This window comes from Armatimonadota bacterium (assembly GCA_016125185.1).
GTDB lineage: Bacteria > Armatimonadota > Fimbriimonadia > Fimbriimonadales > Fimbriimonadaceae > Fimbriimonas.
Genome location: WGMG01000006.1, coordinates 752642 through 779183 on the forward strand (window position 1 = coordinate 752642; position 26542 = coordinate 779183).

Sequence of the window (26542 nt, forward strand, 5' to 3'; positions counted from 1 at the left end):
TTTGTGGTCACGGATAAACAAGTAAATCCGAAGTCGCGCCAAAAAGATATTTCGAAGTGACGTTGGACCGTAGCACTTGGTTTGCACCCACTTCGGGGTCGGCGATTCATCGTCCTACCCCGAGTGCAGGCACCCGGGTCTAAGGTCTTTGACCTCCTCGAGGTCAGGGTTCGGGGACATCTCTAAGGTCGCGTCCTGGTAGTGAGGGTTGGAAGAGAGTGTTAGGAACCATCTGCAATTAGATCATGTTCAAAGGCTTCGAACCGATCAGCCTCTCTTTGTTTGAATAACTTTGCCAACATCTGGAGATCGACCACAAAGTGGTCGCAGACCTTAGCTTGGGGTGCCTGCACCCCAAGATTGGATCCCACCCAACAAATGACCCCGAAGTGGGTCACAGAAAATCAGAATTCGGTTCGTGGGGTCTGTTCACGTTCGTACACTTCCTCGGCGAGCGGTGGAGATCAACAAAAAACGCCCCATCGAAATTCGATGAGGCGTCTTTCGCTTCTAACCCAACCGCTTAGTGGTGGTGATGATCGTGGCCGTGGCCCTGATCTTCTTCTTCCGGAATCTCGGCCACCAAAGCTTCGGTCGTCAAGAGCAGACCAGAGATCGACGAAGCGTTCTCCAGAGCTTGGCGGACAACCTTCGTCGGGTCGACGACGCCCTGCTTGATCAGGTCGCCGAATTCGAGGGTGGCGGCGTTGAAGCCCTTGCCTTCTCGCTTGACGGTGTCCACGACCACGCTACCTTCCATGCCCGAGTTGTGGGCGATGGTTCGGAGCGGAGCCTCGATAGCCTTGCGGATGATCGAAACGCCGATGGCGGCGTCGCCTTCCAGCTTCAGCTTGTCGAGCGCCTTGGAAGAGCTGATGAGCGCGGTGCCGCCGCCGGGGACGATGCCTTCTTCGAGCGCGGCTCGCGTTGCGGCGAGGGCGTCTTCGATTCGAGCCTTCTTCTCCTTGAGGGCGGTTTCGGTGGCCGCGCCAACCTTCACGACGGCAACGCCGCCGCTCAGCTTAGCCTGTCGCTCCTGAAGCTTCTCCTTGTCGTAGTTGCTGTCGGTGGTTTCGACCTGCTTCTTGATCTGGGCGAGTCGGCCCTCGATCGCGGCTTTCTGACCCTTGCCATCGACGATGGTCGTGGTCTCCTTGGTGATGACGATTCGTCCGCAGGAGCCGAGCATGTCAGGCGTGACGTTCTCAAGCTTGATGCCGAGGTCTTCGCTGATGAACTGGCCACCGGTGAGGATCGCCATGTCTTCCATCATCGCCTTTCGTCGGTCGCCAAAGCCAGGGGCCTTGACGGCGGCGACGGGAAGGGAACCGCGGATTCGATTGAGAACCAGGGTCGCAAGCGCTTCGTTCTCTAGGTCTTCGGCCACGATGATGAACGGCTTGCCCATTCGTAGAACCTTTTCCAAAAGCGGAACGAGATCCTGTACGCTGGCGATCTTCTTCTCGTGGAAGAGGATCAGCGGCTCTTCGTAGACGGCTTCCATTCGGTTGGCGTCGGTGACGAAGTAAGGCGACATGAAGCCCTTGTCGAACTGCAGACCGTCGACCTGCTCGGTCACGGTGTCGATCGACTTGGACTCTTCGATGGTGACGACGCCATCCTTACCGACTTTGTGGATCAGTTGGCCGACCAACTGGCCGAGTTCGGCGTCGTTGGCCGAGATGGTGGCGACCTGGACGACTTCGCCTTCGGTCTTGATCGGGGTACTGAGCTTCTTCAACTCACCGACCACGGCGTCGACTGACTTGTCGATGCCCTGCTTGATCTGGGTGGCGTTGCTACCGGCGGCGACGTTGCGGATGCCTTCCTTGAAGATGGCCTGCGCGAGAACGGTCGCGGTCGTGGTTCCGTCACCAGCGGTGTCGTTGGTCTTACTGCTGACTTCGCGAATGAGCTGAGCGCCCATGTTCTCGAATCGGTTCTCGAGTTCGATTTCCTTGGCGATCGTCACACCGTCGTTGATGACGGTCGGCGAGCCGAACTTCTTTTCGAGAACGACATTGCGACCACGGGGGCCGAGAGTGACTTTGACGGCGTTCGCGAGCTTATCGACGCCGGTTTCGAGCATTTTTCGTGCTTCGTCGGTGTATTTGATTTCCTTTGCAGCCATCGCTTATTTCTCCACCACTGCCAAAACGTCGTCGGCGCGAAGGATGACGAAATCATCGCCATCGACCTTCACTTCCGTGCCGCTGTACTTGCCGTAATAGACATGGTCGCCAACCTTGACATCGACCGGTGCGACCGTGCCGCTGTCCAGCGTCTTGCCAGGGCCAACGGCCAAAACTTCGCCTCGTTGAGGCTTTTCCTGAGCGGTGTCAGGAAGAATGATGCCGCCAGCAGTCATCTGCTCTTTTTCGGCGGCTTTCACGACGATTCGATCGTGAAGCGGTTTGATCTTCATAGTTCTCCGTATATGAAAAATGGGGTCGCCGGACGACCTTTCGCCCGTCGGCACATTTTAGCAGTGTACCCCAGAGAGTGCTAACGACAGGATCGAATCGACTGTTGCAAATTTGGTCCTAATTTGACTGAAAAGGGAAACAAATACCTTTCAAACACTTCTATTGCGTATGATAGGGTCGGTAAACATTACAAATCGGTCGAACCGATGGATCGGGTGGATCGGCACTTATTACAAGGAAGAATTGAATGGTCACATTTGGGGTGATAATCGCGGGCGCCGCGATTCAGGCAAGTCGTGCACAGGACATCCTTGCGCGCAGTAAAGACATATTAGGGAAGGCGACGACGGTGGTCGGAAGCTTTACCCAGCAGATCGATCAAGGGACAGGCAAAGGCGACTTTCAACTGAAGAAAGATCGCAAAATGGCGCTGACTTTTGGTTCGACGCAGGAACTTTGCGATGGCCGGGTTCGCACGACGGTCGATCTGGACGACGGCACCTATACAGTGCGCGACGTGCGGGTCTTCAACCTTCTGTATCTGCCCGGATTCGAGGCTTTTACGGTGAACGAAGGGCAGACCTTGCTGGATAAGTTCACGAAGGATGCCATTGCGAAGAAGCTCCCGGCGGAGCCCGCCAACATCGGCATGACAACCTTCGATGGTAAGGAGGCGGCGACCTATACGGTGAGCGGCAACCAGGTGTTTTTGGATGCCAAGACCGCGCTCCCTCTCGGGGTCGATTTTGTCGGAGACAACTCACTCAAGGTTCGGATGCGGTTCCAGGATGTCAAGCTGGACACGTTGGTGGACGACTCGACGTTCTCCTACAAACCGGCGGAGAACGATGCGAAGAAGTTGATCACCGAACCGGGAATGGCCAAGGCAGGCGACACGGTGCCGGAAGGGACCGGAGTCGAGTCGATGGACCTGCTTCGAAAGTTCATGGAGCCGAACAAACTCTCGATCATCATCTTCTTCGACGATAAGAATGGAGCAGATTCGGACCTGTTGAACAAGTTCGATAAGATCGCGGGTAAGACACCGAGGGGCGTTGGGATCATCGGCGTATCGCGCATTCGCGATTGGCAGAAGATGTTCCGGGGCAAGCCGAAGTTCCCCCTTGTCATCGATGCGCAGCTTCCGTCGGACTCCATCGTTTCGCGCTTTGGCGTGACGCGATATCCAACGTTGTACGTGTTGGACGATAAGCGGGTGGTGAGGTACGTTCAGATCGGCGCCGGGACGGGCGACCTAGATCCCTTCCTCAAGAGCATCGGCATCGCCAACCCATAGGGCGACCCGCATATCGGCCTTGCCGTTCTCCTTAATCGGGACCCCCTCGCTTTCGAGGCGGTCCCGCTGTTCTTTTTCCAATAGCGGATTGCGTTTGGCGATGGAAAAGGTGCCGTCGTGGGCGAGCACGCGCCACCAGGGAATGTCTTGGGCGTCCATCATCGACATGATTCGTCCCACTTGGCGGCCGGTGAGACCGATACACCGACCGACCGCGCCATAGCTCATCACTTTGCCTTTCGGAATGGTCTTGACGAACTCATAGACTTCCTGGTGGGTTTCGAATTTCATCGGTTATTCTTGGACGACGTAAGTACCTTCCCCAGCGCCCTTTGCCGTGATCAAGTTTAGCCCGCGATGGTCGACCGCTTTCGCGACCGGCTTCAGATTCTTGCCCGCTTTGTCGCCGATGAGGAGCGTAAGCCTTGGGCGAGGGCCACGGCGCGAAATTGGCACTCGGAACTCAAGCGGGCAACCTTCGAGAACAGAAGGCTCATCGGAAAGGATTCGGTAGGCGTGGGAGGGATTGCCCTGCGAGTCGGCTCCGCTGACCATCGAGGTTTCGGCGATCAGGATTTTGGCGGTCTGCGTTTTTTGGGTGAAAAGACTGAGACCGATTTGACCTGCCGGTCCGAACACTTCTCTCGGCCTGCCACCTTTGAGAGTGGCAAGAGTAATAGCGCAGGTGCCAAAGGCGGGTTGGCCGTCTTTCGCGGTGCCGAACACATACACGGTTCCATTCGCTTCGGGGTAGGTGCCGAAGCGGATCGTCCAAGTGCCGTCGGCATTGGGCGTCACCTTACCGCCATTTCCGGCCCGACCTCCGTCGAGTTCCAAAACGGCTCGATCTATTTTCTCCAGCTTCTGACTCTTTTCGACGGTGAATTCAAGGCTGGGAACGAGGCGAGCTTCGACGGGAATGGGGAGAAGCCCTCTGTTTTGAGGGATGATGATTTTGCCCTTGCCCTTGTCAGGACGAACTTGGGCGACAGCTTCGGTGGTGGGTCCCATGACGACGAGCGTGGACGCTAAGGTGCGGGTGTTGGCGACTGATCCGAGTCGAAGGCCGTCCATGCTTTGTGCGCTGAACGTGTCAAGCCAGTGACTACCCTCGACGGTAATGTTGCCGCCGCTATCGGTGGTCCCAATATAGAAGTTGTGCCCTCCGGGGCCGTTTTCCTGCATCCAAACCTTGGCGCCGGCCTCGGCTGAGCCAGAGGAATTGACGACGCGAAGGTTGCCCGATGGAAGAATGCCCGGGCGGGATGTGCCTTCGAACGAGATCGTCGGCATCATGTAGTTGAGTCCGACCGGAGTGCCACCCATGGTGATCGTGCCAAGAACCGTGCCCCGGGCGCTAGGGGTGATGAGTTCCGCGGAACCAGGGCGATTCCATCGGCTAACGAGTTTGTCCCAACAGGATTGGGAACCTTGGCGGGTTCCGTCACGGTGTGGGTTACTGCTGATGGAGCTACAAATTTTGCCTGCGTTCCACTGGCTCCACATCATGCAACTGGCCTTGGGCTGGTTCATTTGGAAGGGCGAACCCGCGGTGTCGAGCGTGAGGGTGCACTTGAGGTTGCCGTCGTCGTCGGAGTATTCGTCTCGGACATCGAGGCCGTAGTGGCCGAACTCGTGCGAAAGGGTGGGGGAGTCGTTAGCGCGGCTGAGCATCATGCAGGTGCCGGCAATGTTTTGGCCAAGGAAGCCACCCGTTTGGTTGGGGACGTTCGCGCGATAACCGTTGTCGGAGACGATGCGACCGTCGGAGTCATCCCAGTTCTGCGACTGCTTGGTGAAGACGACGTGATCGACGAAGAACTGGCCGTCGGTGGCGTTGTACAGGAACTGCGAAACACCCATGACGAGGTTGATCCATTTGGCGTTGTCAGATGGATGCTCGTCCATTTGGGTGCAGTAGAGAAGGTTGAGGCCGAAAAGGGCCTGGCGCTTCTTGACGACGACGTTCACCCGGTCGCCGACGACAGAGAATTCTGGGATGGCAGTTCCGCTATTATCGATTCGAACGTTGGTTTGGTAGACGCGATAGTTCCAATTTTGGGTCGAGTCATCGGAGTGGTGGGATCGATAATAGTCCTGCTCGTGGATTCGGGACCGAGCGATGAGTTGAGATGCGGAGGTGATAGGGGTTAGGGTCGTGAACTGACCTGCCGCGTTGGTATGCCCGATGTTGACGTTGTTCAGGAAAAGATCTGTATTGGGCTGTGGGCGACCGATCTCGTCGTTGACCTGGATGAGAAAGCCGCCGGAACGGCGGAAGGTCGCAAGCGTGCCGGTCGACCATGTCGTGTCACTCTGGAAGAATTGATCGACATGTGGGTTGTCGTAGAGCGTTTGAGTACCGCCGAGGACGGTGGCTTTGACTTCCAAACTATTGAATCGCCACTTGTCGTCCTCCATGAAGTCGCGATGGCGATTATAGTAGCGAAGCTCGAGATGCTCGATGGAATCGATTTCGAGATCGCGGGGAAGATCGACACCAATGGTCTGGGTCGTCCGGTCCGGGAATCGCTGGCCTCGGGCGATTTCGATTGGCACCAAGGCGCCAGAGCGGGTGACGACCTTCAGGTCTAACTTGCTTCCATTGCGAAAATCGTCGTCACCAGTCCCAATCCTAAGGGTCAGGTGGCGAGTCGAAACATGGAAGAACGCAACCGAGATCAGCGCGGCCAGCATGCCAAGGTTCTAACACCTAGCAAAAGTACTGTCAATGCTTTTCTTTGGTGCGGAGTCCGGTTCCGGGCCTTACGTCTCGAAGTTTGCCGTTTTCGATGACTTGAACTCCGTTGATGAGGACGTGGTGCATACCGATCGAGGTGAGGGCGGGCTCATCGAAGGTTGCTCGGTCCGAGACGGTCTTGGGATCGAAGACGATGATGTCGGCGTCGCTTCCTCGCTGGACTCGGCCCTTGCGCTTGAAGTCGGGGCATCGGTGCTCCATTCGCTTGGCGGCCATGATCGTCATTTTGCGGATGGCTTCGGACAGATCGATGAGCTTGAGTTCGCGGCTATAGCGACCGAGGACACGGCAGAACGTTCCCGCCGAACGAGGGTGGCCGACGCCTTTGGTGAGTCCGCCGTCGCTACCGACCATAGCGCCGTGGTTCTGAATGGCGGCTTGAACGGCGGCTTCGGGGATGGCGTGGGCAATGACCATACCGCCTGCGGCCCGATACTTCTCGAAGGTTTCTTTGGTGAGGCGCTCGTGGGTTTTAGCATACTCTAGATCGGGATAGTCGATGCCGAATCGCTGTTGCCAACCCTCGGCGAAAACCTCGGAACTGATGCCGGTTCCGAAGGCGGTGTAGGGGTAGAAGTCGCAGGTGAGGAAGCGGTACCCGCGCTCGGCCATCGCCTTTTGAGCCCGGTTGATCATCATCAATGCGTCCTTGGTCTGACCGAGGGCCATGCTGGGGACGTGGACGATGTGAAGGGGGGCGTCGGTCATAAGCGAGAGGGCAACGACCTCTTCGATGGCGGTGAAGACGCTTTGCTCTTCCAGGTAGGTGCCGTAGCGCATGTGGACGTGACACGAGGCTTCATGCTTTCCGGCGACTTCGAACATGCGGAAGGCCTCCATTCGGGTCGAGCCCGGGACGTATTCGAATCCGTATCCGACGGCGATCGCACCCTTGCGCAATTGTTCATCGATGATGTTGGCCATCTTGTCGACTTGAGCTGGGGTCGAAGGGGAGAGTTCCGCATCGTGCTCGTTGCCCATGACCTCGCCGCGAATGGTAGGGTGGCCGACCCCGGCGCCGTAGTTGCAAATTCGGTTGCCCTTCATCGCTTTGTGCCACTGGTCCTGGTCACGGACGCCGGCTTCGAGCTGGAGCTTGGTGGTGAGACCGTCGAATACTTGGACCTGATCGTTTTCGAGGTCTTGGCCGTGAGAGATGGGATCGATGAAGCCGGGAGCGACGACGAGGCCGGTCGCATCGATCGTTTTGCGTCCCTTAATCGGTGTCTTTGAGATGGCGGCGACGGTTCCGCCCCGAATTCCGACATATCGGATTCCGTCGGTCTTCGAATCGGGGTCGATCAGGCGTCCGTTGGCGATTACGAGATCGTAGTCGGCGTGGAGGATGGGTGAGAAACCGAGGGAGGATGCGGCCAGCGCGGAACCTCCAGCGACCAATATCTCTCGGCGGGAGAAACCCGAAGAACTCATGATCGCGAGTTTACAACCGAATGGTACAAAATGGCACGACAAATGACGCTTGTGCCCATGAATACGTATTTTGTGAGAACGCTTACCTTAGTTTTTCTCGTCTGCTAAAGAATCGTTCTACTTAGACCGATATCAATTTTATCACCTGGTGTATTTACCGATGAAACGCTTGTTCGAGAACCTTCCAGTCGCAGCAAAACTCAGCATTGGCTTCCTTGCCTGCATTTTGCTCACCCTTGCAATCAGCCTCTTTTCGTTTCGTAGCTTCGCAACCTTCGATCGTAATACGATGACCACAATTGGCGATGCCCGATCGATGGGCACCGCTTCCGACATTCAGGTCAACACGCTCCTCGCGGTTCGAGCCGCGAAGAATTCTTTGGCCGCGACGAGCAATTCTGACCGATTGAAGTTCAAGAGCGACGTGGATTCCGATTTTCAGAAGATCGAGGAAAGTCTCAAGACCTTTACGGAAAAGGCCGACACCGATGCCGAAAAGAAAGCAGCAAAAACGTTTACAACCCAGTGGGCGGGCGTGAAGTCTGGACTTGTACAGGCGGTGGCCTTGGCTTTGGATGGAAAGACGGAGGAAGGTCATCGCGTCATGATTTCGGGAGAGACAGGCATCGACGCGTTTGTGGCTTCTGTTGAAGACTTCCAGGCGGCTGAGGATCACCAAATCGACACTCTCAAGGCGGAAGAGACGAGTACCATGCAGCAAGTTCGACAGGGCATCATCCTCATGCTGTTGGTGTCGGTCGTGGTGGCGGTTGGCATCCTGATCGTCACTGTCAGGTCGATCAAGCGATCCCTGACCATGCTTTCTGGTCGCTTCCGGTCGATCATGGATGTGGAGGTTTCCAGCATGGCGCAAGGAATCTCCGCGTTTGCGGAAGGCGATTTGACGGTGGAGGCGAAGAGCTCGACCGAGGCTATGCAGTTAGGTACCCGCGACGAGTTCGGTCAGATCGCGGACATCTTTGATTCGATGCTGGTGGATCTCCGAAATACGGTTGAGTCCTACAATGCCACCCGAAACTCGCTCCACGGCGCGGTGACGTCGATCATGGATGCGGAAATTACGCAGCTTCGCGACGGTCTTGAGGCTCTAGCGAAGGGCGATCTGACGGCTCGGGCGGAAACGACGACGCAACCGATGAGCACTGACTCCAACGGAAAGAACATTTTTGACCGAATGCTCGGAGACCTGAAAGGTGCGGTTGAGTCTTATAACTTTGCACGCAACTCGGTCAGCGACGTGCTTTTCTCGATCCGCGGAAGCTCGTCACAGGTATCGCATATGAGCGAAAGCCTGGCGGCGGCGGCGATGCAGAGCGGCGCTACGGCGACCCAGCTTGCGGGTGGAAGCGAAACCCTGGCCAAGAGTGCGGCGAATTCGTCGGCGGTCGTGGCCGAGCTGAACGCTCAGGTTGAGTCGGTGGAAGTCAGCAGTCGCAACCAGATGGATCTCGTCAAGACGGCGACGCAGTCGCTGGAGCAGACGGCCAACGGAATTTTGGAAGTAACGGACTTGGCCCAAGAAATGGCCGAGGTCGCGGCGCAGGGCGGCCTTGCCGTCAACGAAACCGTCGAAGCGATGGTGCGTGTGAATCAGACGGTTCAGGAGTCGGCAGAAAAGGTTAAGCTCCTCGACAAGAAAGGACAGGAGATCGGCGCCATCGTGAACACGATTGAAGAGATCGCCAACCAGACGAACCTTTTGGCCTTGAATGCGGCGATCGAAGCAGCACGCGCCGGAGAGCACGGAAAGGGCTTTGCGGTTGTGGCCGACGAGGTTCGCAAACTGGCCGAGCAGGCTAGCAGTTCGACCAAGCTGATCAGCGGGCTGATCGACTCCGTACGCGAAACAGTGGCGGAGACGGTGCTTTCGATCGAAAGCACGAGTGCAGAGGCTACGGCGGGATCGGCAAAGAGCCGAATTGCCGGCGAGGCTTTGGCGGGAATCTTGTCGAGCGCGGAGACCGTTGCCACCCGCGCACAAGGGGCGGCAGACTTGACGAAAGAAGCGCGTGTCAACAATGACACGATTGCCCGAGCGGCCAAGGAAAATGCCGTCGTGAGCCAGGAGATGGCTTGTGCGGCGAACAGCGTCGGCGGGGAAGTCTCCTCGGTTGCGGCGATCAGCGAACAGACGGCGGCGGGCGTTGCCCAGCTAACGATGGCGGTTGAGAGCACGAGCGAAGCGGCGCAGGAACTGGCGGGCCTCAGCGAGGAGCTAACAGATTTGATTAATCGGTTTAAGCTGGTGCAAGCGGGGGATGCAGGGCATCTGAAGGCGGCCTAGCGGACCGCCCTCGGTTGACTAGCTTCAACTGGACCCACAATGCCTCGGCTTAATGCCGGGGCAGCCCCGTTTGTCAGCTTCTGGCCGCAAGCTACTAGCCTCTGGAACTACGAGCCATCCGACATTAATACTCAATTTCCTCCCCAACGCTTCGCCTACGGTCTGCTTAGCGACTCCCCCCGGGTAGTAGCGTGGCTAGTGCGCTTTTTCAACATACTGACTCCTTATCGCTTTGTCACCTTGAGCCGAGAGAATTGTGCTTCAGGTTGTTAATGTTTTTAACAATGCTAGCTTAGTTATTCCAATTATTGGCTTTCAGCCAGAACAGGAGGTCCGTTGCCCAGGGGTGGGGGTTGGTATACGGTGCTTTGACGGTGAGGCCGATGCCGTGACCGCCCTTCTGGAAGATGTGGAGTTCGTAGGGGACCTTGTGGTCTCGGAGGGCGTCGGCGAACATCTCTGAGTTCTGCGACGGCACCACTGTGTCCTCGGTCGTACTCCAGATGAAGCAGGGCGGAGTATCTTTGGTGACCTGGCTGGGCAAATCCATAAAGTGCATCAGCTCTTTGGGGGCGTCGGGTCCGATCAGATTATCTCGTGAGCCGGTGTGGCCGTACGGAGCGTTAAAGGTTAGGACGGCGTAGCAAAGCACACCGAAGTCGGGGCGGGCGCTGATTTTGTCGATGTCATCCTTAGCCTCGTAGGCAGGGAAGTCGTAGTGGACACAGGCGGTTCCGGTGAGGTGTCCACCGGCCGAGGAGCCCATGAGTCCCACCGTTTTGAAGCCCATCGAGCGGACAGTGCGGACAGCGCGCTGGGCATCGGCGAGCATGGCGGGGTGGCGGTAGCCAAATTGTCCGAGGCGGTAGCGAAGCACAAACGCGGTGATGCCATGCATGGCAAGGAATTCGGCATAGTCGTGTCCTTCGTGGTCGGCCAGCATGTAGTATCCACCACCGGGGCAGACGACGATGGCGGTGTTGGACTTCTTCTCGGGGAGGAACGGGGTCAGGGTCGGGATGTCGTTCGCGCTCGTGCCCTTGGCGTAGGGGGTGTCTTTCCAGAGCGGGAAAGACTGTCCAGATTGGAGGTCGGATTGGGCCAGGATGAGACTGAGAGCGACGGTGCCAAACATGGCGGGATTTTACACAAGAACAAAGTTGTGATAGAGTGAAATTGTGCTTGTTGCGCGCAAAAGATTGCGTGTCGTGGTTCTCCTTATCTTCGGCGTCGTCGCAACGTTCTTTGTTTCACGTCATCGGGTCCCTCAATTCGTCAAGGACTCAGGCATTTCCATTCAATGGGATTCTAGAGAGCACGCTTTTCGAATGTCGTGTGACGATCAAGACAAACTCCAAGCTGTCTTGAAAAAGGAAGGTTATGACTACGCAGGTTCGGTTGACTGTGCCGATGACGCTGGCATGTACGGATATAACATGTGGGATAAGGGTAGAGATCGAATTGAGGAAGGAGCGTTTTCAGGTGGTCGCGATATGTGTTTCGTACGCTTTTAGTTGTACAGACGAATCCTAGCCTCCGAACACTATGAACTCGTTTCGGCATAGAATTAAGCGGAAGCTATAGGCGATGATCGATAAGAGGGAAAGGCCTGAGTCCCTGCTCTACTTTGGACTCAACTCGTTGTCGATCACACTTTGGTGGCTTTCCCTCTTCCTTTGGCCCAATTCCCGAGAGAACTACTTTGGTTTCGATTACGCCCAACGCTGGCGCTGGGGTTTCGCCTTGCCTGACAACATGAATGCCAGGTCGGTTCATTCGTTATTTGGTAATTCTCAAAGATAGGAGGAATCTCACCCTCTTGGCATGGGCATACCCAGGAATAACGGCTTATGCTTGGGGCACAATGCCAAGATTGAAATTCCGCCTGCCTGATCAGGCAGGCGGAAAACGCTAGACGGCTCTAAGCCGAAAGATCGATGCCGCCCGGGTCGCCGGCGACGTAGATTCGGTCACCCGGCAAGGGGCCGATGGGGGAACCTTTCTGGTCGGCGTCCGAGCCGGAGATACTTCCCGTGCCGGCGGGAAGAATTCGCATTCCGGGAAGTGGATCGGTTTCGGTGCCCTTCTGGTTGGAACCGGAGCCAGCGGGAAGGATTCTCATTCCCGGGAGAGGTCCTGCTGAGGAGCCCTTCTGGTTGGTGCTAGTGGGCGAGATCATGTTCACAAACTCTTTCTTTGCGGTGCCAAGATCGCCAACCTGGAGGGCTTCTCCGATGGTGGACATCGGGTTTGCGTTATTCACTTGGTTGGGAGGAAGCGGTCCTCGGTTGGAGCCGCTCTTCTGAAGTCGCGCGAAGGCGGTGCGGGCGGCGGTCAAATTGTTGTTCTGCAAGGCGTTCGCCAGAGGTCGAAGCGCGAGCGTGTTATCCTTGTCTTGTTGGTTGGAGCCAACGGCCACTAAGCTCGAGATGTTCATTTTCGTCTCCTTTTCGGGCGGGGCGAAGATCGGTAAAAATGCTAGGTCCCGGATTGATTGTCGGTCAATCTATTGAATGTGATTAGGTTTGGCGAAATTTAGCCCTTTGCCGTTGGTGGCGACGGGGCTTCGCCCGGGTCGCCCCGATTCTCGGGACTCCTTGAACTCTAAACGGTGCGGTGCAGATCCAGGGGTCTTCGCTTTGCTACGACGCCCTAAGGGTTGATTAAATACTTGGGTTTTAGTCGGCGCTACGAACTCGACTCTGATCAATTTGTTCAGGGTGAGAATTAGGCAAGAAGTAGGGCCGCTTGCTTCGGCGGAAGGGCGGCCCAGGGTTAGTGCAGGTGATTTAAGCCGAAAGATCGACGGAAAGGCTTCCGGAGAGGTTGACGGCGTTGGTGTTGGTCGAACTGGAGTCGTCCGCCTTGTGGTGGTGATGATGCTGGTGCGCCTGCGACATCTGGGTCTGCATTGACTGGAAAGCCTTTTGCGCGCCCGCGAGGTCGCCCGACTGGAGTGCGGAGCTCAGGGCCGACCAATTCTGATCGTCGGCGTCGTTGTCGTTGCCTTTGGCTCCTTGCTTGGATTGTCGCTTGGCCTGGATGTCGGCAAATGCCTTTTGTGCTCCGGCCAAGTCACCGCTTTTCAGAGCCGATGCGAGCGCCTGGAAAGGTCGCGGCTTCGTCTCTTGCTGAGCGGCGGCGGCTGTTTGTAAGCCCGAAATGTTCATGTTAATTTTCCTTGAAAGGGCAGCGCTTGCTCATTGAGGCGCTCCCAGTGGATTCTTCGGTACTAAAAGTAAATCGGTTTAGATTGAAGTGTAACTAAAGTACTAAATTCTTACACATCAAAAATGGCGGCTCAGTACTCCATTCTTGGGCCGTTTGGATGTATGCTCCCGAGCATCATGGGTTTCAGCCGTCGCGATGTCCTTTCTCGTCTTTCCGCCACTGCCGGAGGGTTTCTTTTAGGCGGTCTCGTCAGTCGAGGAGCCGAAGCACAAGGTTACGACGATACGCCGATGCTTCCTGGTGGTCACTGGAGGGTTCACGACAGCAAGCGGCCCCAGCCGACGGTCATTACTCCGGGTGCGGTTGCGGGCGCGGCTCCCTCGGATGCGGTGGTGCTGTTTGGCGGCAAGGATCTTTCGATGTGGAAGAGCGGGGAAGACGCTGCGAAGTGGAAGGTTGCGCCCGGCGAGTACTTTGAGTCCACACGCGGAACCGGCAATATTCGAACGCGAGACGAGTTCGGCGATTGTCAACTTCATGTGGAGTTCTGTGAGCCAAATCCACCGAAGGGAAGTGACCAGGGACGCGGTAACTCGGGCATCTTTTTGTTTGGGCGATACGAGATTCAGGTTCTGGACTGTTTTGAGAACAAGACTTACGCTGACGGTATGACGGGGTCGATCTACGGCCAGACGCCGCCATTGGTAAACGCTTGCCGCAAGCCGGGTACGTGGGAGACATACGATATCGTGTTCGTGGGTCCGCGATTCGATGGTGACAAACTGGTGACCCCAGCGCTGGCGACGGTGTTCCTGAACGGTGTGTTGGTTCAGCACGCGACGCCATTGATTGGCTCGACGCAGCACCGGCAAGTGGGCAAGTATGAGCCGCATGGGCCGAAGGGTGCACTGGAACTGCAGGATCATGGCGATCCGGTGCGATATCGCAACATCTGGATTCGGGAAATTGGTCCGCATGCCGAGGTGTACACACGGGCGATGAATAGCATCGGTTAGGGCGATCTGGCCCTCACCTCCGGCCCTCTCCCATTTCAAGATTCGGGAGAGGGGAGTACTCGTTCGATAAATTGCGATCGGCTTTGAGCGTCCCTCTTCACTGGCTTTTCCGAATGGCGGTGGCGGTGGTAACATGCCCGCATGTTGAGGCGATTGAGTTTTGCAATCCTAGCCGCCGCGATTGGCGGAACCGCTTTGGCCCAGGGGGACCAGGCGACCATCGACAAGATTCTCGACGAAGGAATGGTTCGCAACCAGGCTCGGCAGACGCTAGAGACTTTTTGCGGTCAATTTGGCGCACGGCTGACGTCCTCGCAGGCGCTTGAGAAAGCGCAGGCGTGGGCGATGGAGCAGTTTAAGTCCTATGGCTGTACGAACGTTCACTTGGAGAAGTGGGGCGAGTGGCCGGTCGGCTTCGATCGAGCCATGTCGGGCCATGTGGGGCGGATGACGGCCCCGTTTTCGCGTGAGCTGCAGTTCACGACGCCGAGTTGGACACCGGGCACGAGGGGGCTGACGAAGGGCACGGCGATTATGGAGCCGAAGTCGATGGACGACTTGACGGCGCATAAGTCTGACTATAAAGGAAAGTGGCTCGTGCTGTCCTCGGCCTTGCCGCGGCGACGTCCATCGGCGAGCGGCGAGACTCAAGCTCCCGACCCGCGTACCTTGGTGATCGAGGCGGCGTTCAAGGCTGGGATTCTTGGGACAATCACCCCTTCGCGAAATGATTTGGTGGTGACGTTTGGCAACTACAACATCACCTGGGACAAGCTTCCGACGCAGACAAGCATCATCGTTCGGAAGAGCGACTACGACGCGATGACCGGCGCGATGACGGCAGGGCAGAAGGTTCAGCTTGAGTTCGACATCAAGCAGAGCTTCCGCAAGGGGCCGATCGCGATCAATAACGTGGTGGCCGAAATTAAGGGAACCGAGAAGCCGGATGAAGTGGTGATCGTGAGCGGTCACTATGACAGTTGGGACGGACCGGGTTCACAGGGTGCGCTCGACAACGGCAACGGCTCGGCGGTGACGATGGAGACGGCGCGAATCCTGATGGCTTCGGGCGCAAAGCCGAAGCGGACGATCCGGTTCATTCTGTGGTCGGGCGAGGAGCAGGGGCTGTTCGGCTCGCGCGGATACGTGAAGGACCACGAGGCGGAGATGGATAAGATCAGTTGCGTGCTGGTGGATGATGGCGGAACGAACTACTGGGGTGGCTTCGTCGGTCTGGAGACGCAGCGGTCGATGTTCCAGCCCTCCATGGATGTGCTGAACAAGGCGTTTGCCGATCTGCCGATGATCTTTCGGGCTCAGGAACAGATGCCGAAAGGAGGCGGAAGCGACCACGCGAGCTTCAATGCGGTGGGCGTTCCCGGCTTCTTTACGATCGAGACGGGTGTGAGCGACTATAACTACGTTCACCACACTCAGCACGACAAGATCGAAGCGGCGATCAATAAATACATGATTCAGTCGAGCACGGCGGCAGCGGTGACGTCGTTCAACATTGCGTGCGCGGACGGGATGATGCCGCGAGGTCCAAAGCCGGCTCCTCCGGTGGGCGGCTAGCGTATTTTGACCCTGGGGAAATGACATTTCCCCAGGGTCGCGCTGTTTCCCATCGAGTTCGGAACGAAGGCTGAGATAGACTCAGACCGGTGAAAAAGGTCGCTATTCTCGTTGCGCTTCTGCTCTGTTCGAACGTCTTTATGAACTTTGCCTGGTATGGGCATCTCAAGTACAAAAGTAGCCCAATATTGATCGCTATCCTCGCGAGTTGGGGATTAGCCTTTTTCGAGTACTGCTTTCAGGTTCCGGCCAACCGTATCGGCAGTGATGCATTGAATCCCACTCAGTTGAAGGTGATTCAGGAAATCATCTCGCTATCGACGTTTTCCGTCGTGGCCTTCGTGCTCTTTCGAGAAAAGCCGACGACGAACCACGGAATTGCCTTTCTGTTAATGGTCGCGGCAGCCTACTTTGCGACTAAAAAAGGGTGAGGATTAGACGCAAAAATGCCCAGGTCGTGCGCGTCCTGGGCAATGGCGGGAGAGAGAGCACCTCCAGGTCCGCAAGACTAAACGCGAGGATGAATCGTTAGGGGGCGATTTGGCCTCAACTGAAGGTGGCCGAGGCAGTTGCTATTGCTTTAGTCTCTCGATCAATTCGCGAAGGTTGGTCCACCCGTAGCCGCCGTCGAATCCGCCTTTCGTGTTTAGCAAACGCTCGCCACCGATCGCTTCGTGAAACGCGATCGACGGATTGCTGGGTTCGCCGAAGAGTACAACTGCGTCGATTCCTCGTTGCAAGAACCGTTCGGCCGTCTCGAGAACCAGCCGCTTTCCCAATCCGAGTCGCTGGTATTGCGAAAGCAGATAGATCTTGTTGATTTCACCGGTGAACTCTGGCCGCTCGGCGCTGGAGTATGTTTTGCCCTTCGTGAATCCGATCAGTTCGCCGTCGAGCTCGATCACCACAGCGAACCAATTCGTTTGCGGGCTTTGAAACTGCTCGATCCACTGATATTCGCGGATGGCAAAGGTCGGAGGGCGTTTCACGTCGGGGTAAGTTTCTGCCCAAGCTACGACATGCAACTGGGCGAGTTTGGGAATGTCCTCGGCGGTGACGTCACGGAAGACGGCTTTGCTTAGATCCTCTCCTCGCTCACGTAGACCGACGAGGTTGGCTTCTTTCGTTGGGCGCAGTTTCGCGTAGCGGGCTCGCTTGACTGAATTGAGGAATTCCTTCATGTCGACGTTGGAAGATTATCTTTTCCGTTGCCCCTCAATCCCTTTTTACCCAAAGGTTGCTACAAGGGCAAGCTTTGTTGCGGACCCTCCCTCTCCCCAAACACCAAAGGGGTGAGGTTCAGACGCAAAAAAGCCCAGGTCGTGCGCGTCCTGGGCAATGGAGGAAGGGCTCGCGCTTCTCGTTAATTCTTGAGCGCGTTCATTCGTGGCGTTGCCGGAGCAACTTCGACTAAAGCCTGTTTCGGGGCGATGAGATAAACATCGGGGCCGAGTTCTTCCCAAGTTCCTTCTTGGACATAGTTGACGCCGCAAAGGAAGTTCAGGACCTTGTCTTTCACTTCGGGAGTCAGAAGGGTGAGATTCAAAATTTGCTGTTCGCCATGCTTGAGGCCATTGGCGGTGGCCATGGCATCTTCGAAGTTCATAACCTCTTTTCGAACCGTGATGGTGTACCGGTGGGTCGGCCGCATCGGCGACATGACGACGGGCTGATCCATGGTTTCAGGTTCGAAGTCGTCGACGAACTCGTCGTCTTGGCGGGTAAACAGGTTGGCGATTTTGCCGATAATGGACGGTTTGTCCTGTACCATCTCTTCCATGAGTCTTTCTCTTAAATAATTTCTTTATCTCTCCCCGAAGAGAGAGGTTCCAACTCTGACGTGGGTCGCTCCTTCCTGGATGGCCACGCCAAAATCTTTGCTCATTCCCATGCTGAGCCAATCGCCTCCGACTTTCTCGTTCAACCTTCGAAGCTTTTCGAAGTAAGGTCGCGAATCCTCCGCTTCCCGAACAATCGGACCGATGGTCATCAAACCTCGGAATATTGCTAGGTCAGATTGTATGACACAGTTGTGGAATTCGTCAAGGCTTTTTTCTAAAATTCCAGACTTTTGTGGTTCATTCGCAGTATTTACCTCGATGAGCACCTGAATTGGTTTGGAAAGCTTACTAATTTCCTTAACCTGAGACTCGGTCTCGATGGTGTGAATAACGTCGCATATTTCGGCGGCTCGGCGCAGTTTATTGCTCTGTAGCTTGCCGATGAAGTGCCATACGATGTCTGGCGGCAAAGTTTCGGCTTTGGGAATGAGTTCTTGCAGGCGGCTCTCGCCGAAATGGAGATGGCCAAGATCGTACAGTTTCCGAACAATATCGGCGGGCTGGGTTTTGCTGGCGGCGATGAGAGTGACGCTCGCCGGGTCGCGCCCGACGAGATCGCAATTGCGCGCGATCTCGTCGAGAACGGCTTGGTACCGGGCCTTCATTCGGGCTTATTCGTACGAGTAGTTGCCCTCGTGGGCGTTTTCGATGTACTTGGCGAGGAGGTCGATACAGGCCTTGACGTCGTCTTTGTGCACCGTCTCGTTGACAGTGTGGATGTACCGCGTCGGCGTGGAGAGTGTGAAGGCGGGGATGCCGCCGTGCAGGCGCTGGATTCCACCGGCGTCAGTGCCGCCACGGGGAAGCACTTCCATTTGATAGGGAATTTTGTTCTTGATGGCGACTTGGCGGAAGTGCTCGACGACCTTGGGGTGGCAAATGAGCGAACCATCGAGAATCTTGATAGCCGCGCCCTTACCGAGCTTGGTGACATGATCCTGCTCGGGCACGCCGGGAATATCGTTAGCCAGGGTCACGTCGAGGGCGACGACGATGTCGGGGGCGATGGCCGAACCGGCGGCAGAGGCTCCGCGCAGGCCGATTTCCTCTTGGACAGTGGCGACGGCGTATACATCGACCTTGTGCTTCTTGGCCTTCTTGACGGCTTCGATCATGATGAAGACGCAGACGCGGTCGTCCATGGCCTTACAGCTAAAGAGATCACCCAGCGAGATCATTTGGCGGCTCATCGAGACCATGTCGCCAATGGTGACGACGTCTTTGGTCTTGTCGCCCAGGCCGACGTCGACGAAGAAGGAGTCCAAGTTCTGACCCGCGTTCGCTTCAGCGTCGGTCAGCAAGTGCTTGGGCTTGGTACCGTACATCAGGACGCCATTGAGGGGACCCTTTGCGGTGTGGACGATGACGCGCTGGGAATTGAGCTGGCGAGGATCGAAGCCGCCAAGCGGGTTGATGCGGATGAAGCCGTCCTTATCGATAAATTTGACGACAAAGCCGATTTCGTCCATGTGGGCGGCGAGCATCAGCTTTTTGCCATTGCCAGACCCTTTTTTGACCGCGATCAGGTTGCCCATGTAGTCGGTCGATAGCTCACAGATGCCCTTTAGCTCGCGGGCGACGATCTTGCGGATTTGGTCTTCCTGACCGGGGACGCCGTGCCCTTCCACTAATTCCTTGAGCAATTCCGTGTTCATTCGGCTTGTTTTACCGTCTTAAGGAGTGTGGAAAACGAGTTCTTCTTTTTTTTCGTAGACTAAGGGAGAATTCTTCTAAGGAGTTGGAATATGTCTGAGCAAATCAAAAACGCGATCAAGGAGAACCCGTACCAGTTCGAAAACGAGTTCATGACCGTGAAGTTCCAGCAGGGCCTACCGCCCGAAGTTGGAATCAACGGCGTTCAAGTGGAGGATGTGATCGAGGTTGCGATTGCGAAGCTCGAATCCTACCAGTCGGGCCCGCTGGCATGTTCGGAGAACACGGCCGCGATCCAGGCGCTGACGGTGGCTAAGGACGCTCTCAAGCGCCGTCGCCAGCGACGAATGCTCCAGGGGGTTTTCAACACGATGAGCCCGCACGTGGAGCGAACAGAAGACGTTTTGGACGAATTTTCCGCCACGGGCGCGTAAGAATTCGCTAAACTCCCTTTATGAGGGGATTGACCTTTTCGGGCGCCGTGTTTGGCGCCCTTTTGCTGGGTCCCTATGCTTGCGCCCAGCTCTCCTATACGGTGTCCGATGGGCCGGATACCTCCAAGCTGCATGTTCATCTTGAGTTCAAAGCCAACTCGGCGTTAACTCAGTTGCAGATGGCGAACTGGGGGCCGGGTTCGTACCGCTACGCCAACAACTGGACTCGGGTTAGCGCGCCGGTGATGACGGTCGGTGGGGTGGATCAGACCGTCGACCGCGTGGAGACGGGCACTTTGCCGAAGATTGTGAATTGGCAGGTGCGGACTCACATCGGCGATATGGTGACGGTCGATTACGACGTCAACGTTCAGTTTGCCGACGGGATCGGCCACTACGGCGGCCCGGCAACCTACATGTATCCGGTTGGCCGCACCCAAGAGCCGTGCCAACTGAAATTTGCGTTCGCGAAGCCGACGCCGATCGCGATCGGAATCGAGCCGGAAGTTGAGAACACTTCGTACAGCATCGATACGTTCGACCATTTGGCCGATAACCCGGTCACGTACGGGGACTACACGGTGGACACCTATACGCAGTACGGCAAGACTCACTACATCGCATATCGCGGCGCTCCCGCCATAGTGGCGGGTGTCGATCGCGACTACGTGAAGAAGGCGTGCCAGTTCGTGACCATGATGGAAGGCGACTTCTTCGGCGGGTCTGTGCCTTACGACCGCTACGTGTGGCACTTTGCGGTTAACCAGGGTGCCGACGGCGCGGGCGGACTGGAGCATCTTTCTTCGACAGAGATTTCGATGGCGCAGGGCGTCGGTCCAGGTGTGGTGGGTGTGTACGCCCACGAGTTCTTCCATCTTTGGAACGTGAAGCGGATTCGTTCGAAGATCCTTGGCCCCTTCGATTACACGACGTTGCCGCAAACTGGAGCTTTGTGGTGGTTGGAAGGCGTTACGGACTACTATGCCCACACGCTTTTGGGACGATATGGCTGGTACGGCAAGAACGAGCGGTTCGACAACTCGATCGACAAGATGTACGGCACGTTGGTGCAGAACGTGGTTTCGGTGCGCCGAAATGCGAACCGAAAGATCGTGTCGCCGTATGAAGCCAGTTTCCGAGTTCGAGAGGCAGCGAACGGTGTCGGAAACTCGCAGGGGTACTTGATCAGTTACTACGACACCGGTTGGCTGTGCGGCCTGTGTCTGGACATCGAGATTCTGGACCAGACGAAAGGGAAGTACTCGCTTGACGATGTCGAGCACGAACTGTATCGACTCTGTAAGGACAATCAACCGGGATTCACCGAAGGCAAGATTCGGGAACTCGTGGCGCGATTTGGCGGTGCTGAGAGTGGAAAGCTCTACGACCAGATCATCATGCACCCTGGCGAACTGCCAGTGGAGGCTCAGCTAGCCAAGATCGGTCTGGCTTTGGCAACGGTCGAAGAGACCTATGGCAAGACGCCATTCTTGACCGAAGCGAGCCCAGACGACAAGGCACTGAAGGTGATTTCGTCCGAAGTGCCGGGTATCAAACTGGGCGATTTGGTGACGAAGATTAACGGCACCTCGTTCAATAGCAGCGACCGACGGACTCTGCTTGGCGGATTTCGCGACCTAACGCGAAACCTGAAGCCCGGCACCAAGTGGTCGGTGACGGTGATCTCCGACGGCGAGACGAAGCAGGTCGAGGTCGAGGTCGCGTCGGCGACGCGCAACTCGTACAAGGTGATCGAGACCAGCTCGGCAACGCCGGAGCAGAAGCGACTGCGCAAGCTGTTCGAGTCGAAGAAGCGGTAAATCGGTCTGGTGGGGTCATTGTATTGGCGCTTGAATGCAATGACCTCGCTTTTGCCCCCAGCATCTCGGGGAACAGGTTCGAAATTCTATCGAGAACCTCGATACTGAGGGAGCGCTGAAAGGCTTTCCCTCTCTATGACCATCATTTTCGAAAATTCTTATGGGGTTTTCGGAACGAATGCGGTGAACCTGTCTGTACTGTAGTTAACGCTCCGGCGTTGCGACAGGAGGAACTTGGTTAGATGCCAATAATTTATGGAATTGCGGCGATGGCCGCCCTATCGAATGGGTGCGACATGGAAGGGATCGACCCGCAGATCGACCGTCAGTATGCGATCGTGAAGCAGGCCGAGGTGCCGGCGACAACGACTTCTACGGTCGATACGTCGATCAACGAGAGCTCCTTTGCCCCGCGGAAGGCAGAGGAAGTTTGTCCGGTTGGAAGCTTTGCCACCGGTCAGGCGACCATGAGCTTTTCGATCCAAGGTGGAAGCACGAACGGCGATACGATCTCCGTTACGGCGAGTCCGTCGACCTTCCTTCCGGGAACTACGACCAATATCGCTACGACCCAGTACACGGTTGCGGGCCAGAACCCGAACAACCGGATCATCACGACGCGGGCTATCGGTGCGGGTTCGCTGCAGAGCCTGAAGGGCATGGACCGCAAGGTTTCGGTTAAGTTCGAAAATGCCTCGGCGGGCGATGTCCTGAAGTGGCTGGGCAAGCAGAACGTGAACTTCGTGGCCAATTTGGATCAATTGCCGAAGTCGAAGATCACGATGAACCTGAAGGATGTTCCGCTCTCGGAGGCGCTTGAGTCGGTTGCGGACGCACTTGGCGGAAGCTGGCACGTGAAAGGCTCGACGATCATCTTTGGTCATGGCGGATTCTTCTCCGGCAATGGCTTGATGATGGGGCCGAATAACTTCTTCCAGTGGAGCGACAAGGACATGAAGGGTCTGACGATCGATCCAAAGGTGTTCCAGTTCGACAATAAGGCGTTGAGAGGGATGCAAATCGACCCCAAGGTCTTCCAATTCGACGGGAAGGCTTTGAAGGGGCTGGATGGCAAAGCATTTCAGTTCGACAGCTCGAAGTGGAAGGACATGACGATCGACCCGAAGGTGTTCCAATTCGATGGAAAGAACCTGAAGGGCATGGACGGAAAGACGTTCGAATTTGACGGCAAGGCGTTTAAGGAACTGAAGGATATGAAGACCTTCAAAGGCGCGATGACGTTCAAGAAGATTGACGCCGCGAAGTTCCTGAAGTCGCTAAGCTCGGCGCAAAAGGAGACGATGAAGAAACAGGGCTACCTGAAGATTTCGGACCTCACCGACGAGCAAAAGGGAATGCTGTTCAATGACCCGAAGGGAGAGATGCCGAAGAGCATTACGATCACCCTGAGCGACGGCGACAACAGCGTCACCATCAAAAACTGATTACTAGCCTCAGTTGAACCTCACGAGCCGGCCTTCGCGCCGGCTCTTCCTGTTTATTGGCCCGTGGTAATCGTGATGACGCCTGCTTTGCCATCATAGTCAACCTTGGCATCGAGCGATTCGGCGACGAAGCGGAGTGGCACGTAGGTGGTGGAGTTAAAAATCTGCGGCGGCGCCTCCATCATGATTTCGGCTCCGTTCTTGCGGGCGATTCGTTCGCCGATGGTGAGTTGGACTTCGTTATTGTCCTTGGTGGCGGTGACGCGTTTCAGCACCACATCGTATTCGACCTCGGCCCCCATGTACTCGAATAGCGGCCGGAAGGGGACGAAAGTTCGGCCACCCATGACGCGGACCCCGTTTGTGCCGAAGTCGATCTGCTTTCCGTCGACGATCACCACCATGTTTTGCGATGGCGACGCCTTGAGCGGTTGTTGCGCACTGACGATGCCGCCGATGAGGGCCAATGCGAGCGGTGCGGCGGCGAACAAACGGATTTTCATCTGGTTCATTTTAGTCCCGGACGGTAAGCTTTGGGATAGTGAATTCGAACCGATTTGCAGCGTTGGCCGCGCTTTTGGGCGGTTTGGCCGTGATCCTGGGGGCTTTTGGAGCCCATGCTTTGGGCGATAAGGTGAGCGCAAAAGATTTGGACATCTGGAAGACGGGCGCACACTACCATCTGGTGCATTCGGTTGCGCTGTTGGCACTGTGCCTTTGGGATCGCGAAGGGAAGTTTCGGATGGTGGCGTGGCTGTGGCTCGTGGGGATTTTGATCTTCGCCGGGAGCCTATATGCGCTGGTGTTGAGCCAGGTTCGAGTGTTGGGGGCGATCACGCCGATCGGCGGGTTGTGTTTGATTATTGGGTGGCTGATATTGGCGGTGAAGCTGTTTCGGGCGGGCGCCGAACCAGGCTAACACCGCCGAGATGCGCGGTCGTAACGACCGGGTCGCTTCCGCCTTCGCGCAGGCTCTGGCGGACAAGACGCTCCTCGGACTTTTTTCTTATGCGACTTGCTAATCCAGCCCTTCGGACTGGGCTAATTTGAGGCGGGCCTTCAGCCCTTGTGCTAGATACAACCGGAGTTTGTTGGTTGGCTCGAAATGCAACTTATGCGCTTAGGGAGGATGTCAACTCGACATGACAACATCGCTAGTTGGGGTCGAGTTTAATGTGGTCAAAGACGTAGATTTCCTTTTCGCTTTCGGTGACCAGGAGCGAAGTACAGAGATCTTTTCGCAGATACGTCGTGATATTGAGGATGGCTCCTGGCTGTTGGTACATTGGGTCGAATGACATCCCGTTGGCGTAAATGTAGGGAGATGCCAGCGGCCTTCCGCCCGACTGATGGTGATTCATCCACTCCTGAACAATCTTGTCATTCACAGGATTTCCGTCCTTGTCGACGTACGAAATGGGATTCCCCTTGCCGTCGGCATACATCGCGGAGAATGCCTTCATCGGATTCGCGACCGAAAAGACTTTAACCTGGATGTCGGTCTTCGGCTTAATCGGGTTGGCCGGTTCACCATAAAATGGCCCATCTTTCCCAGTTTTGTGCTCGGAAATTGAGATCACTTCGAAGACATTGCCTCCGACCTCGAATTGGCCGGGGTGGAGCGGAATCTGATGGGGTTTGTCGTCACGATGAGTGACGACATATCGGAAAGGAAATTCCTTCGTATCTTTGTTAAAGGCTCCTCCCATCGTGCTCCAAGATGTGCTCGACCCATCGAAGTCACTGGCAGAAGCCCAAAAAGTGGTACCGCCGTAACGACCCCAACCCTCGGCAAAGCCCGGCTTCGAATAGTTTGGATTCATCGGAGTTCCATCGCCAAGTGAGGTGCCGGAGTTCTCCCGCCGCTCACGGGTCACGAGGACCCGATTCTTCTTCCCGATGACGACTGAAAACGTTCGGTATTCTTGGTTCTGGCTCTTGATCCCTCGATTCAGAGAGTCGGTCAAATGCTCGTTGGGCGAGCCATCGGGTTTCCAGCAGAGGGCCGAATCCGGTTCTACCTTGCAGACGCCCTCGATACCAAACTGATGGTTTCCTAGGTCGACTTCGTTATTCGAGACGACGTGTTCGCCAGCTTGAGGTGGAAGCCCATTCTCGGCGAAGGACTTGGGAAGGCCAGGGGACTGTTGGTGATTGGCCACCGCAGATAGGGCGAGGGCCACAAATGTGAGGCCCAAGGCGTGGCTTGCAAAGGTTCGCTTTTTGTTCATGGCTCCACTCATTTGGGGTCAAGGTAGATCGGGTCGAAATTGTAGATGGTTCGATGGTTGGATGTCAGTACCAGCTTATGAATTGCCTTTCGGTCCAGGTCGAAGCGAATGTAAACGGGAGTGCCTGGCTTCATGTAAGTAGGATCGAGAGCACTTTGCATGGAGATGGGTCTTCTTCCGAAGCCCGGCCCGAATTGTGGCCCGCCGATGACTTTGCCCTGACGAATCTGGTCTTGGCTCCGCTTTTGCCACTCGGCGGCAGTGAGGGGGTGACCCTTTTCGTCTAAGGTGACGTACATTTCTCCCTTTTGGTTTGCGGGCGACAATTGGACGATGGTAGATGGGTCAACTAGACTGATAGGCTTGATCTTGAGGTAAGTCACCTTCTGATTGGGCTGGGGATTGAATCCAAAGCCTCCGGTTACCGTTGGCGGTTTGGACGGATTATCCAAGATGTCCATGATCTCGAACTTGTTTCCGTTGATCTCAAATGTGCTCTTCTTGAAGTCGATGACAGATTTGCCCGTGTTCAATTGGGTGAACTGGTATTGGAGGGGGTGTGTTTCTGTCGTCTTGTCGAAGCTGCCGCACAGGTAAATATGCTCGACCTGCTCGTGATCGCCGGTGGCTGAAGCGTTGTACGAAGAGAAGATCGTATTCGAGGTCCAAGTTTCACTTTGCGGACCGCCGTCGGCATAGACGAGTCCATAGCTAAATGGCAGATCTCCTGGTTTTGCTGCTTTGGTGACCGACTTTAGCATGAGGATTCGATTCTTACGATTGAATCGGAATTGGGCTTGGGGTGGCGGGTTGTTTGGGTTGCCTTCGCAGGTCTTGATGAATTCCTCGGTGATCGCCTTATCTTTGGTCCCGTCCGGCTTCCAGCATTCGATGGAATCTTCTGAGACTTTGCAGATGCCTTCCACCTCGACAGTTCGATTGCTGACGGTGAGGCTATAGCCTTTGATCGTCTGAATTTGTTTCGCGCCAGCGATGCCGATCGCCAGGGTGGCGGCTGTACCCAAAAGTAGCTTCACGATTTACCCTCCACAAAAGAGACATTCTGTCCCCTTCTATTTATCAGTCACGCGAAAGGTCGAATCGGTTCGGTGATTTTCACAAAAAGTGCGGCCCGC

General features: G+C 56.1%; 24 protein-coding genes. 9 read left to right on the forward strand and 15 right to left on the reverse strand.

Annotated elements, in window-relative coordinates; all coding sequences use genetic code 11:
• Nucleotides 1-523 precede the first annotated feature (523 nt).
• Nucleotides 524-2131 (reverse strand): chaperonin GroEL, encoded by a 1608-nt coding sequence (groL, locus tag GC165_11415; GenBank protein MBI1333474.1) that lies wholly within the window; start codon nt 2129-2131, stop codon nt 524-526.
• 3 nt (nt 2132-2134) lie between these two features.
• Nucleotides 2135-2425 (reverse strand): co-chaperone GroES, encoded by a 291-nt coding sequence (locus GC165_11420; GenBank protein MBI1333475.1) that lies wholly within the window; start codon nt 2423-2425, stop codon nt 2135-2137.
• A 263-nt stretch (nt 2426-2688) separates the two neighbouring features.
• Between GC165_11420 and GC165_11425 the strand changes: the two genes are divergently transcribed.
• A complete protein-coding gene (locus tag GC165_11425) occupies nt 2689-3723 on the forward strand; it encodes a hypothetical protein (GenBank protein ID MBI1333476.1) in 1035 nt (344 codons plus the stop codon).
• Here GC165_11425 and GC165_11430 read toward each other — a convergent pair.
• From GC165_11430 to GC165_11440, 3 genes are read right to left on the reverse strand one after another with little or no spacing between them, the layout of a single operon-like run.
• On the reverse strand, nt 3682-4014 hold the full coding sequence (locus GC165_11430; protein MBI1333477.1) for a cysteine methyltransferase: 333 nt from the start codon (nt 4012-4014) through the stop codon (nt 3682-3684). The two genes, GC165_11425 and GC165_11430, sit on opposite strands and share 42 nt — an antisense overlap.
• A gap of 3 nt (nt 4015-4017) precedes the next feature.
• Complete coding sequence (locus tag GC165_11435) at nt 4018-6420, reverse strand: hypothetical protein (GenBank protein ID MBI1333478.1); 2403 nt, start codon at nt 6418-6420, stop codon at nt 4018-4020.
• 31 nt (nt 6421-6451) lie between these two features.
• On the reverse strand, nt 6452-7915 hold the full coding sequence (locus GC165_11440) for an amidohydrolase family protein (protein ID MBI1333479.1): 1464 nt from the start codon (nt 7913-7915) through the stop codon (nt 6452-6454).
• A 160-nt stretch (nt 7916-8075) separates the two neighbouring features.
• Between GC165_11440 and GC165_11445 the strand changes: the two genes are divergently transcribed.
• Complete coding sequence (locus GC165_11445) at nt 8076-10220, forward strand: hypothetical protein (protein MBI1333480.1); 2145 nt, start codon at nt 8076-8078, stop codon at nt 10218-10220.
• Nucleotides 10221-10512: 292 nt separating this feature from the next.
• Here GC165_11445 and GC165_11450 read toward each other — a convergent pair whose 3' ends face one another.
• The 3 genes from GC165_11450 to GC165_11460 all read right to left on the reverse strand — a co-directional run bounded on the left by GC165_11450 (nt 10513) and on the right by GC165_11460 (nt 13390).
• The gene (locus GC165_11450) at nt 10513-11355 is read right to left on the reverse strand and encodes a prolyl oligopeptidase family serine peptidase (protein ID MBI1333481.1); all 843 of its coding nucleotides are present in this window, start codon (nt 11353-11355) and stop codon (nt 10513-10515) included.
• Nucleotides 11356-12141: 786 nt separating this feature from the next.
• The gene (locus tag GC165_11455) at nt 12142-12657 is read right to left on the reverse strand and encodes a hypothetical protein (protein ID MBI1333482.1); all 516 of its coding nucleotides are present in this window, start codon (nt 12655-12657) and stop codon (nt 12142-12144) included.
• Nucleotides 12658-13009: 352 nt separating this feature from the next.
• A complete protein-coding gene (locus GC165_11460; GenBank protein ID MBI1333483.1) occupies nt 13010-13390 on the reverse strand; it encodes a hypothetical protein in 381 nt (126 codons plus the stop codon).
• A 177-nt stretch (nt 13391-13567) separates the two neighbouring features.
• Between GC165_11460 and GC165_11465 the strand changes: the two genes are divergently transcribed.
• The 3 genes from GC165_11465 to GC165_11475 all read left to right on the forward strand — a co-directional run bounded on the left by GC165_11465 (nt 13568) and on the right by GC165_11475 (nt 16413).
• Nucleotides 13568-14407 carry a DUF1080 domain-containing protein gene (locus GC165_11465; GenBank protein ID MBI1333484.1) on the forward strand — a complete coding sequence of 280 codons (840 nt, stop codon included), beginning with the start codon at nt 13568-13570 and terminating at the stop codon, nt 14405-14407.
• Between the two features lie 141 nt (nt 14408-14548).
• Nucleotides 14549-15982: a M20/M25/M40 family metallo-hydrolase gene (locus GC165_11470; protein ID MBI1333485.1), complete on the forward strand. Its 1434-nt coding sequence runs from the start codon at nt 14549-14551 to the stop codon at nt 15980-15982.
• Between the two features lie 140 nt (nt 15983-16122).
• Complete coding sequence (locus GC165_11475) at nt 16123-16413, forward strand: hypothetical protein (protein ID MBI1333486.1); 291 nt, start codon at nt 16123-16125, stop codon at nt 16411-16413.
• 141 nt (nt 16414-16554) lie between these two features.
• Here GC165_11475 and GC165_11480 read toward each other — a convergent pair whose 3' ends face one another.
• The 4 genes from GC165_11480 to GC165_11495 all read right to left on the reverse strand — a co-directional run bounded on the left by GC165_11480 (nt 16555) and on the right by GC165_11495 (nt 19478).
• Nucleotides 16555-17163, reverse strand: coding sequence for a GNAT family N-acetyltransferase (locus tag GC165_11480; GenBank protein MBI1333487.1), 609 nt, complete (start codon nt 17161-17163; stop codon nt 16555-16557).
• Between the two features lie 182 nt (nt 17164-17345).
• The gene (locus tag GC165_11485; protein ID MBI1333488.1) at nt 17346-17762 is read right to left on the reverse strand and encodes a DUF552 domain-containing protein; all 417 of its coding nucleotides are present in this window, start codon (nt 17760-17762) and stop codon (nt 17346-17348) included.
• 24 nt (nt 17763-17786) lie between these two features.
• A complete protein-coding gene (locus tag GC165_11490) occupies nt 17787-18428 on the reverse strand; it encodes a YggS family pyridoxal phosphate-dependent enzyme (GenBank protein ID MBI1333489.1) in 642 nt (213 codons plus the stop codon).
• Between the two features lie 6 nt (nt 18429-18434).
• Nucleotides 18435-19478, reverse strand: coding sequence for a M20/M25/M40 family metallo-hydrolase (locus tag GC165_11495; protein MBI1333490.1), 1044 nt, complete (start codon nt 19476-19478; stop codon nt 18435-18437).
• 90 nt (nt 19479-19568) lie between these two features.
• On the opposite strand from GC165_11495, the gene GC165_11500 reads away from it, so the two are divergent.
• From GC165_11500 to GC165_11510, 3 genes are all read left to right on the forward strand, one after another.
• Nucleotides 19569-19910, forward strand: coding sequence for a hypothetical protein (locus GC165_11500; GenBank protein ID MBI1333491.1), 342 nt, complete (start codon nt 19569-19571; stop codon nt 19908-19910).
• A 20-nt stretch (nt 19911-19930) separates the two neighbouring features.
• Nucleotides 19931-21730, forward strand: a complete 1800-nt coding sequence (locus GC165_11505; protein ID MBI1333492.1) for a PDZ domain-containing protein — start codon at nt 19931-19933, stop codon at nt 21728-21730.
• Between the two features lie 242 nt (nt 21731-21972).
• Entirely contained in the window at nt 21973-23175 is a 1203-nt protein-coding gene (locus GC165_11510) for a hypothetical protein (GenBank protein ID MBI1333493.1), read from the forward strand.
• A 53-nt stretch (nt 23176-23228) separates the two neighbouring features.
• Here the strand turns inward: GC165_11510 and GC165_11515 are convergent, their stop codons facing one another.
• The gene (locus tag GC165_11515) at nt 23229-23687 is read right to left on the reverse strand and encodes a hypothetical protein (protein MBI1333494.1); all 459 of its coding nucleotides are present in this window, start codon (nt 23685-23687) and stop codon (nt 23229-23231) included.
• Nucleotides 23688-23713: 26 nt separating this feature from the next.
• On the opposite strand from GC165_11515, the gene GC165_11520 reads away from it, so the two are divergent.
• A complete protein-coding gene (locus GC165_11520) occupies nt 23714-24094 on the forward strand; it encodes a DUF423 domain-containing protein (GenBank protein ID MBI1333495.1) in 381 nt (126 codons plus the stop codon).
• Between the two features lie 235 nt (nt 24095-24329).
• Here GC165_11520 and GC165_11525 read toward each other — a convergent pair whose 3' ends face one another.
• Both GC165_11525 and GC165_11530 read right to left on the reverse strand, forming a co-directional pair.
• Nucleotides 24330-25406: a hypothetical protein gene (locus GC165_11525; GenBank protein MBI1333496.1), complete on the reverse strand. Its 1077-nt coding sequence runs from the start codon at nt 25404-25406 to the stop codon at nt 24330-24332.
• 8 nt (nt 25407-25414) lie between these two features.
• Entirely contained in the window at nt 25415-26443 is a 1029-nt protein-coding gene (locus tag GC165_11530) for a hypothetical protein (protein MBI1333497.1), read from the reverse strand.
• Between the last annotated feature and the right edge of the window lie 99 nt (nt 26444-26542).

Bases quoted from the DNA above. Each gene is read 5' to 3' on its own strand.
- GC165_11465 (MBI1333484.1), top strand. From the start codon at position 13,568: ATGGGTTTCAGCCGTCGCGATGTCCTTTCTCGTCTTTCCGCCACTGCC.
- GC165_11435 (MBI1333478.1), bottom strand. From the start codon at position 6,420: ATGCTGGCCGCGCTGATCTCGGTTGCGTTCTTCCATGTTTCGACTCGC.
- GC165_11450 (MBI1333481.1), bottom strand. From the start codon at position 11,355: ATGTTTGGCACCGTCGCTCTCAGTCTCATCCTGGCCCAATCCGACCTC.
- GC165_11490 (MBI1333489.1), bottom strand. From the start codon at position 18,428: ATGAAGGCCCGGTACCAAGCCGTTCTCGACGAGATCGCGCGCAATTGC.
- GC165_11420 (MBI1333475.1), bottom strand. From the start codon at position 2,425: ATGAAGATCAAACCGCTTCACGATCGAATCGTCGTGAAAGCCGCCGAA.
- GC165_11510 (MBI1333493.1), top strand. From the start codon at position 21,973: ATGCCAATAATTTATGGAATTGCGGCGATGGCCGCCCTATCGAATGGG.
- groL (MBI1333474.1), bottom strand. From the start codon at position 2,131: ATGGCTGCAAAGGAAATCAAATACACCGACGAAGCACGAAAAATGCTC.
- GC165_11440 (MBI1333479.1), bottom strand. From the start codon at position 7,915: ATGAGTTCTTCGGGTTTCTCCCGCCGAGAGATATTGGTCGCTGGAGGT.
- GC165_11495 (MBI1333490.1), bottom strand. From the start codon at position 19,478: ATGAACACGGAATTGCTCAAGGAATTAGTGGAAGGGCACGGCGTCCCC.
- GC165_11430 (MBI1333477.1), bottom strand. From the start codon at position 4,014: ATGAAATTCGAAACCCACCAGGAAGTCTATGAGTTCGTCAAGACCATT.
- GC165_11455 (MBI1333482.1), bottom strand. From the start codon at position 12,657: ATGAACATCTCGAGCTTAGTGGCCGTTGGCTCCAACCAACAAGACAAG.
- GC165_11460 (MBI1333483.1), bottom strand. From the start codon at position 13,390: ATGAACATTTCGGGCTTACAAACAGCCGCCGCCGCTCAGCAAGAGACG.
- GC165_11480 (MBI1333487.1), bottom strand. From the start codon at position 17,163: ATGAAGGAATTCCTCAATTCAGTCAAGCGAGCCCGCTACGCGAAACTG.
- GC165_11445 (MBI1333480.1), top strand. From the start codon at position 8,076: ATGAAACGCTTGTTCGAGAACCTTCCAGTCGCAGCAAAACTCAGCATT.
- GC165_11505 (MBI1333492.1), top strand. From the start codon at position 19,931: ATGAGGGGATTGACCTTTTCGGGCGCCGTGTTTGGCGCCCTTTTGCTG.
- GC165_11500 (MBI1333491.1), top strand. From the start codon at position 19,569: ATGTCTGAGCAAATCAAAAACGCGATCAAGGAGAACCCGTACCAGTTC.
- GC165_11485 (MBI1333488.1), bottom strand. From the start codon at position 17,762: ATGGAAGAGATGGTACAGGACAAACCGTCCATTATCGGCAAAATCGCC.
- GC165_11475 (MBI1333486.1), top strand. From the start codon at position 16,123: ATGAACTTTGCCTGGTATGGGCATCTCAAGTACAAAAGTAGCCCAATA.
- GC165_11470 (MBI1333485.1), top strand. From the start codon at position 14,549: ATGTTGAGGCGATTGAGTTTTGCAATCCTAGCCGCCGCGATTGGCGGA.
- GC165_11515 (MBI1333494.1), bottom strand. From the start codon at position 23,687: ATGAACCAGATGAAAATCCGTTTGTTCGCCGCCGCACCGCTCGCATTG.
- GC165_11525 (MBI1333496.1), bottom strand. From the start codon at position 25,406: ATGAACAAAAAGCGAACCTTTGCAAGCCACGCCTTGGGCCTCACATTT.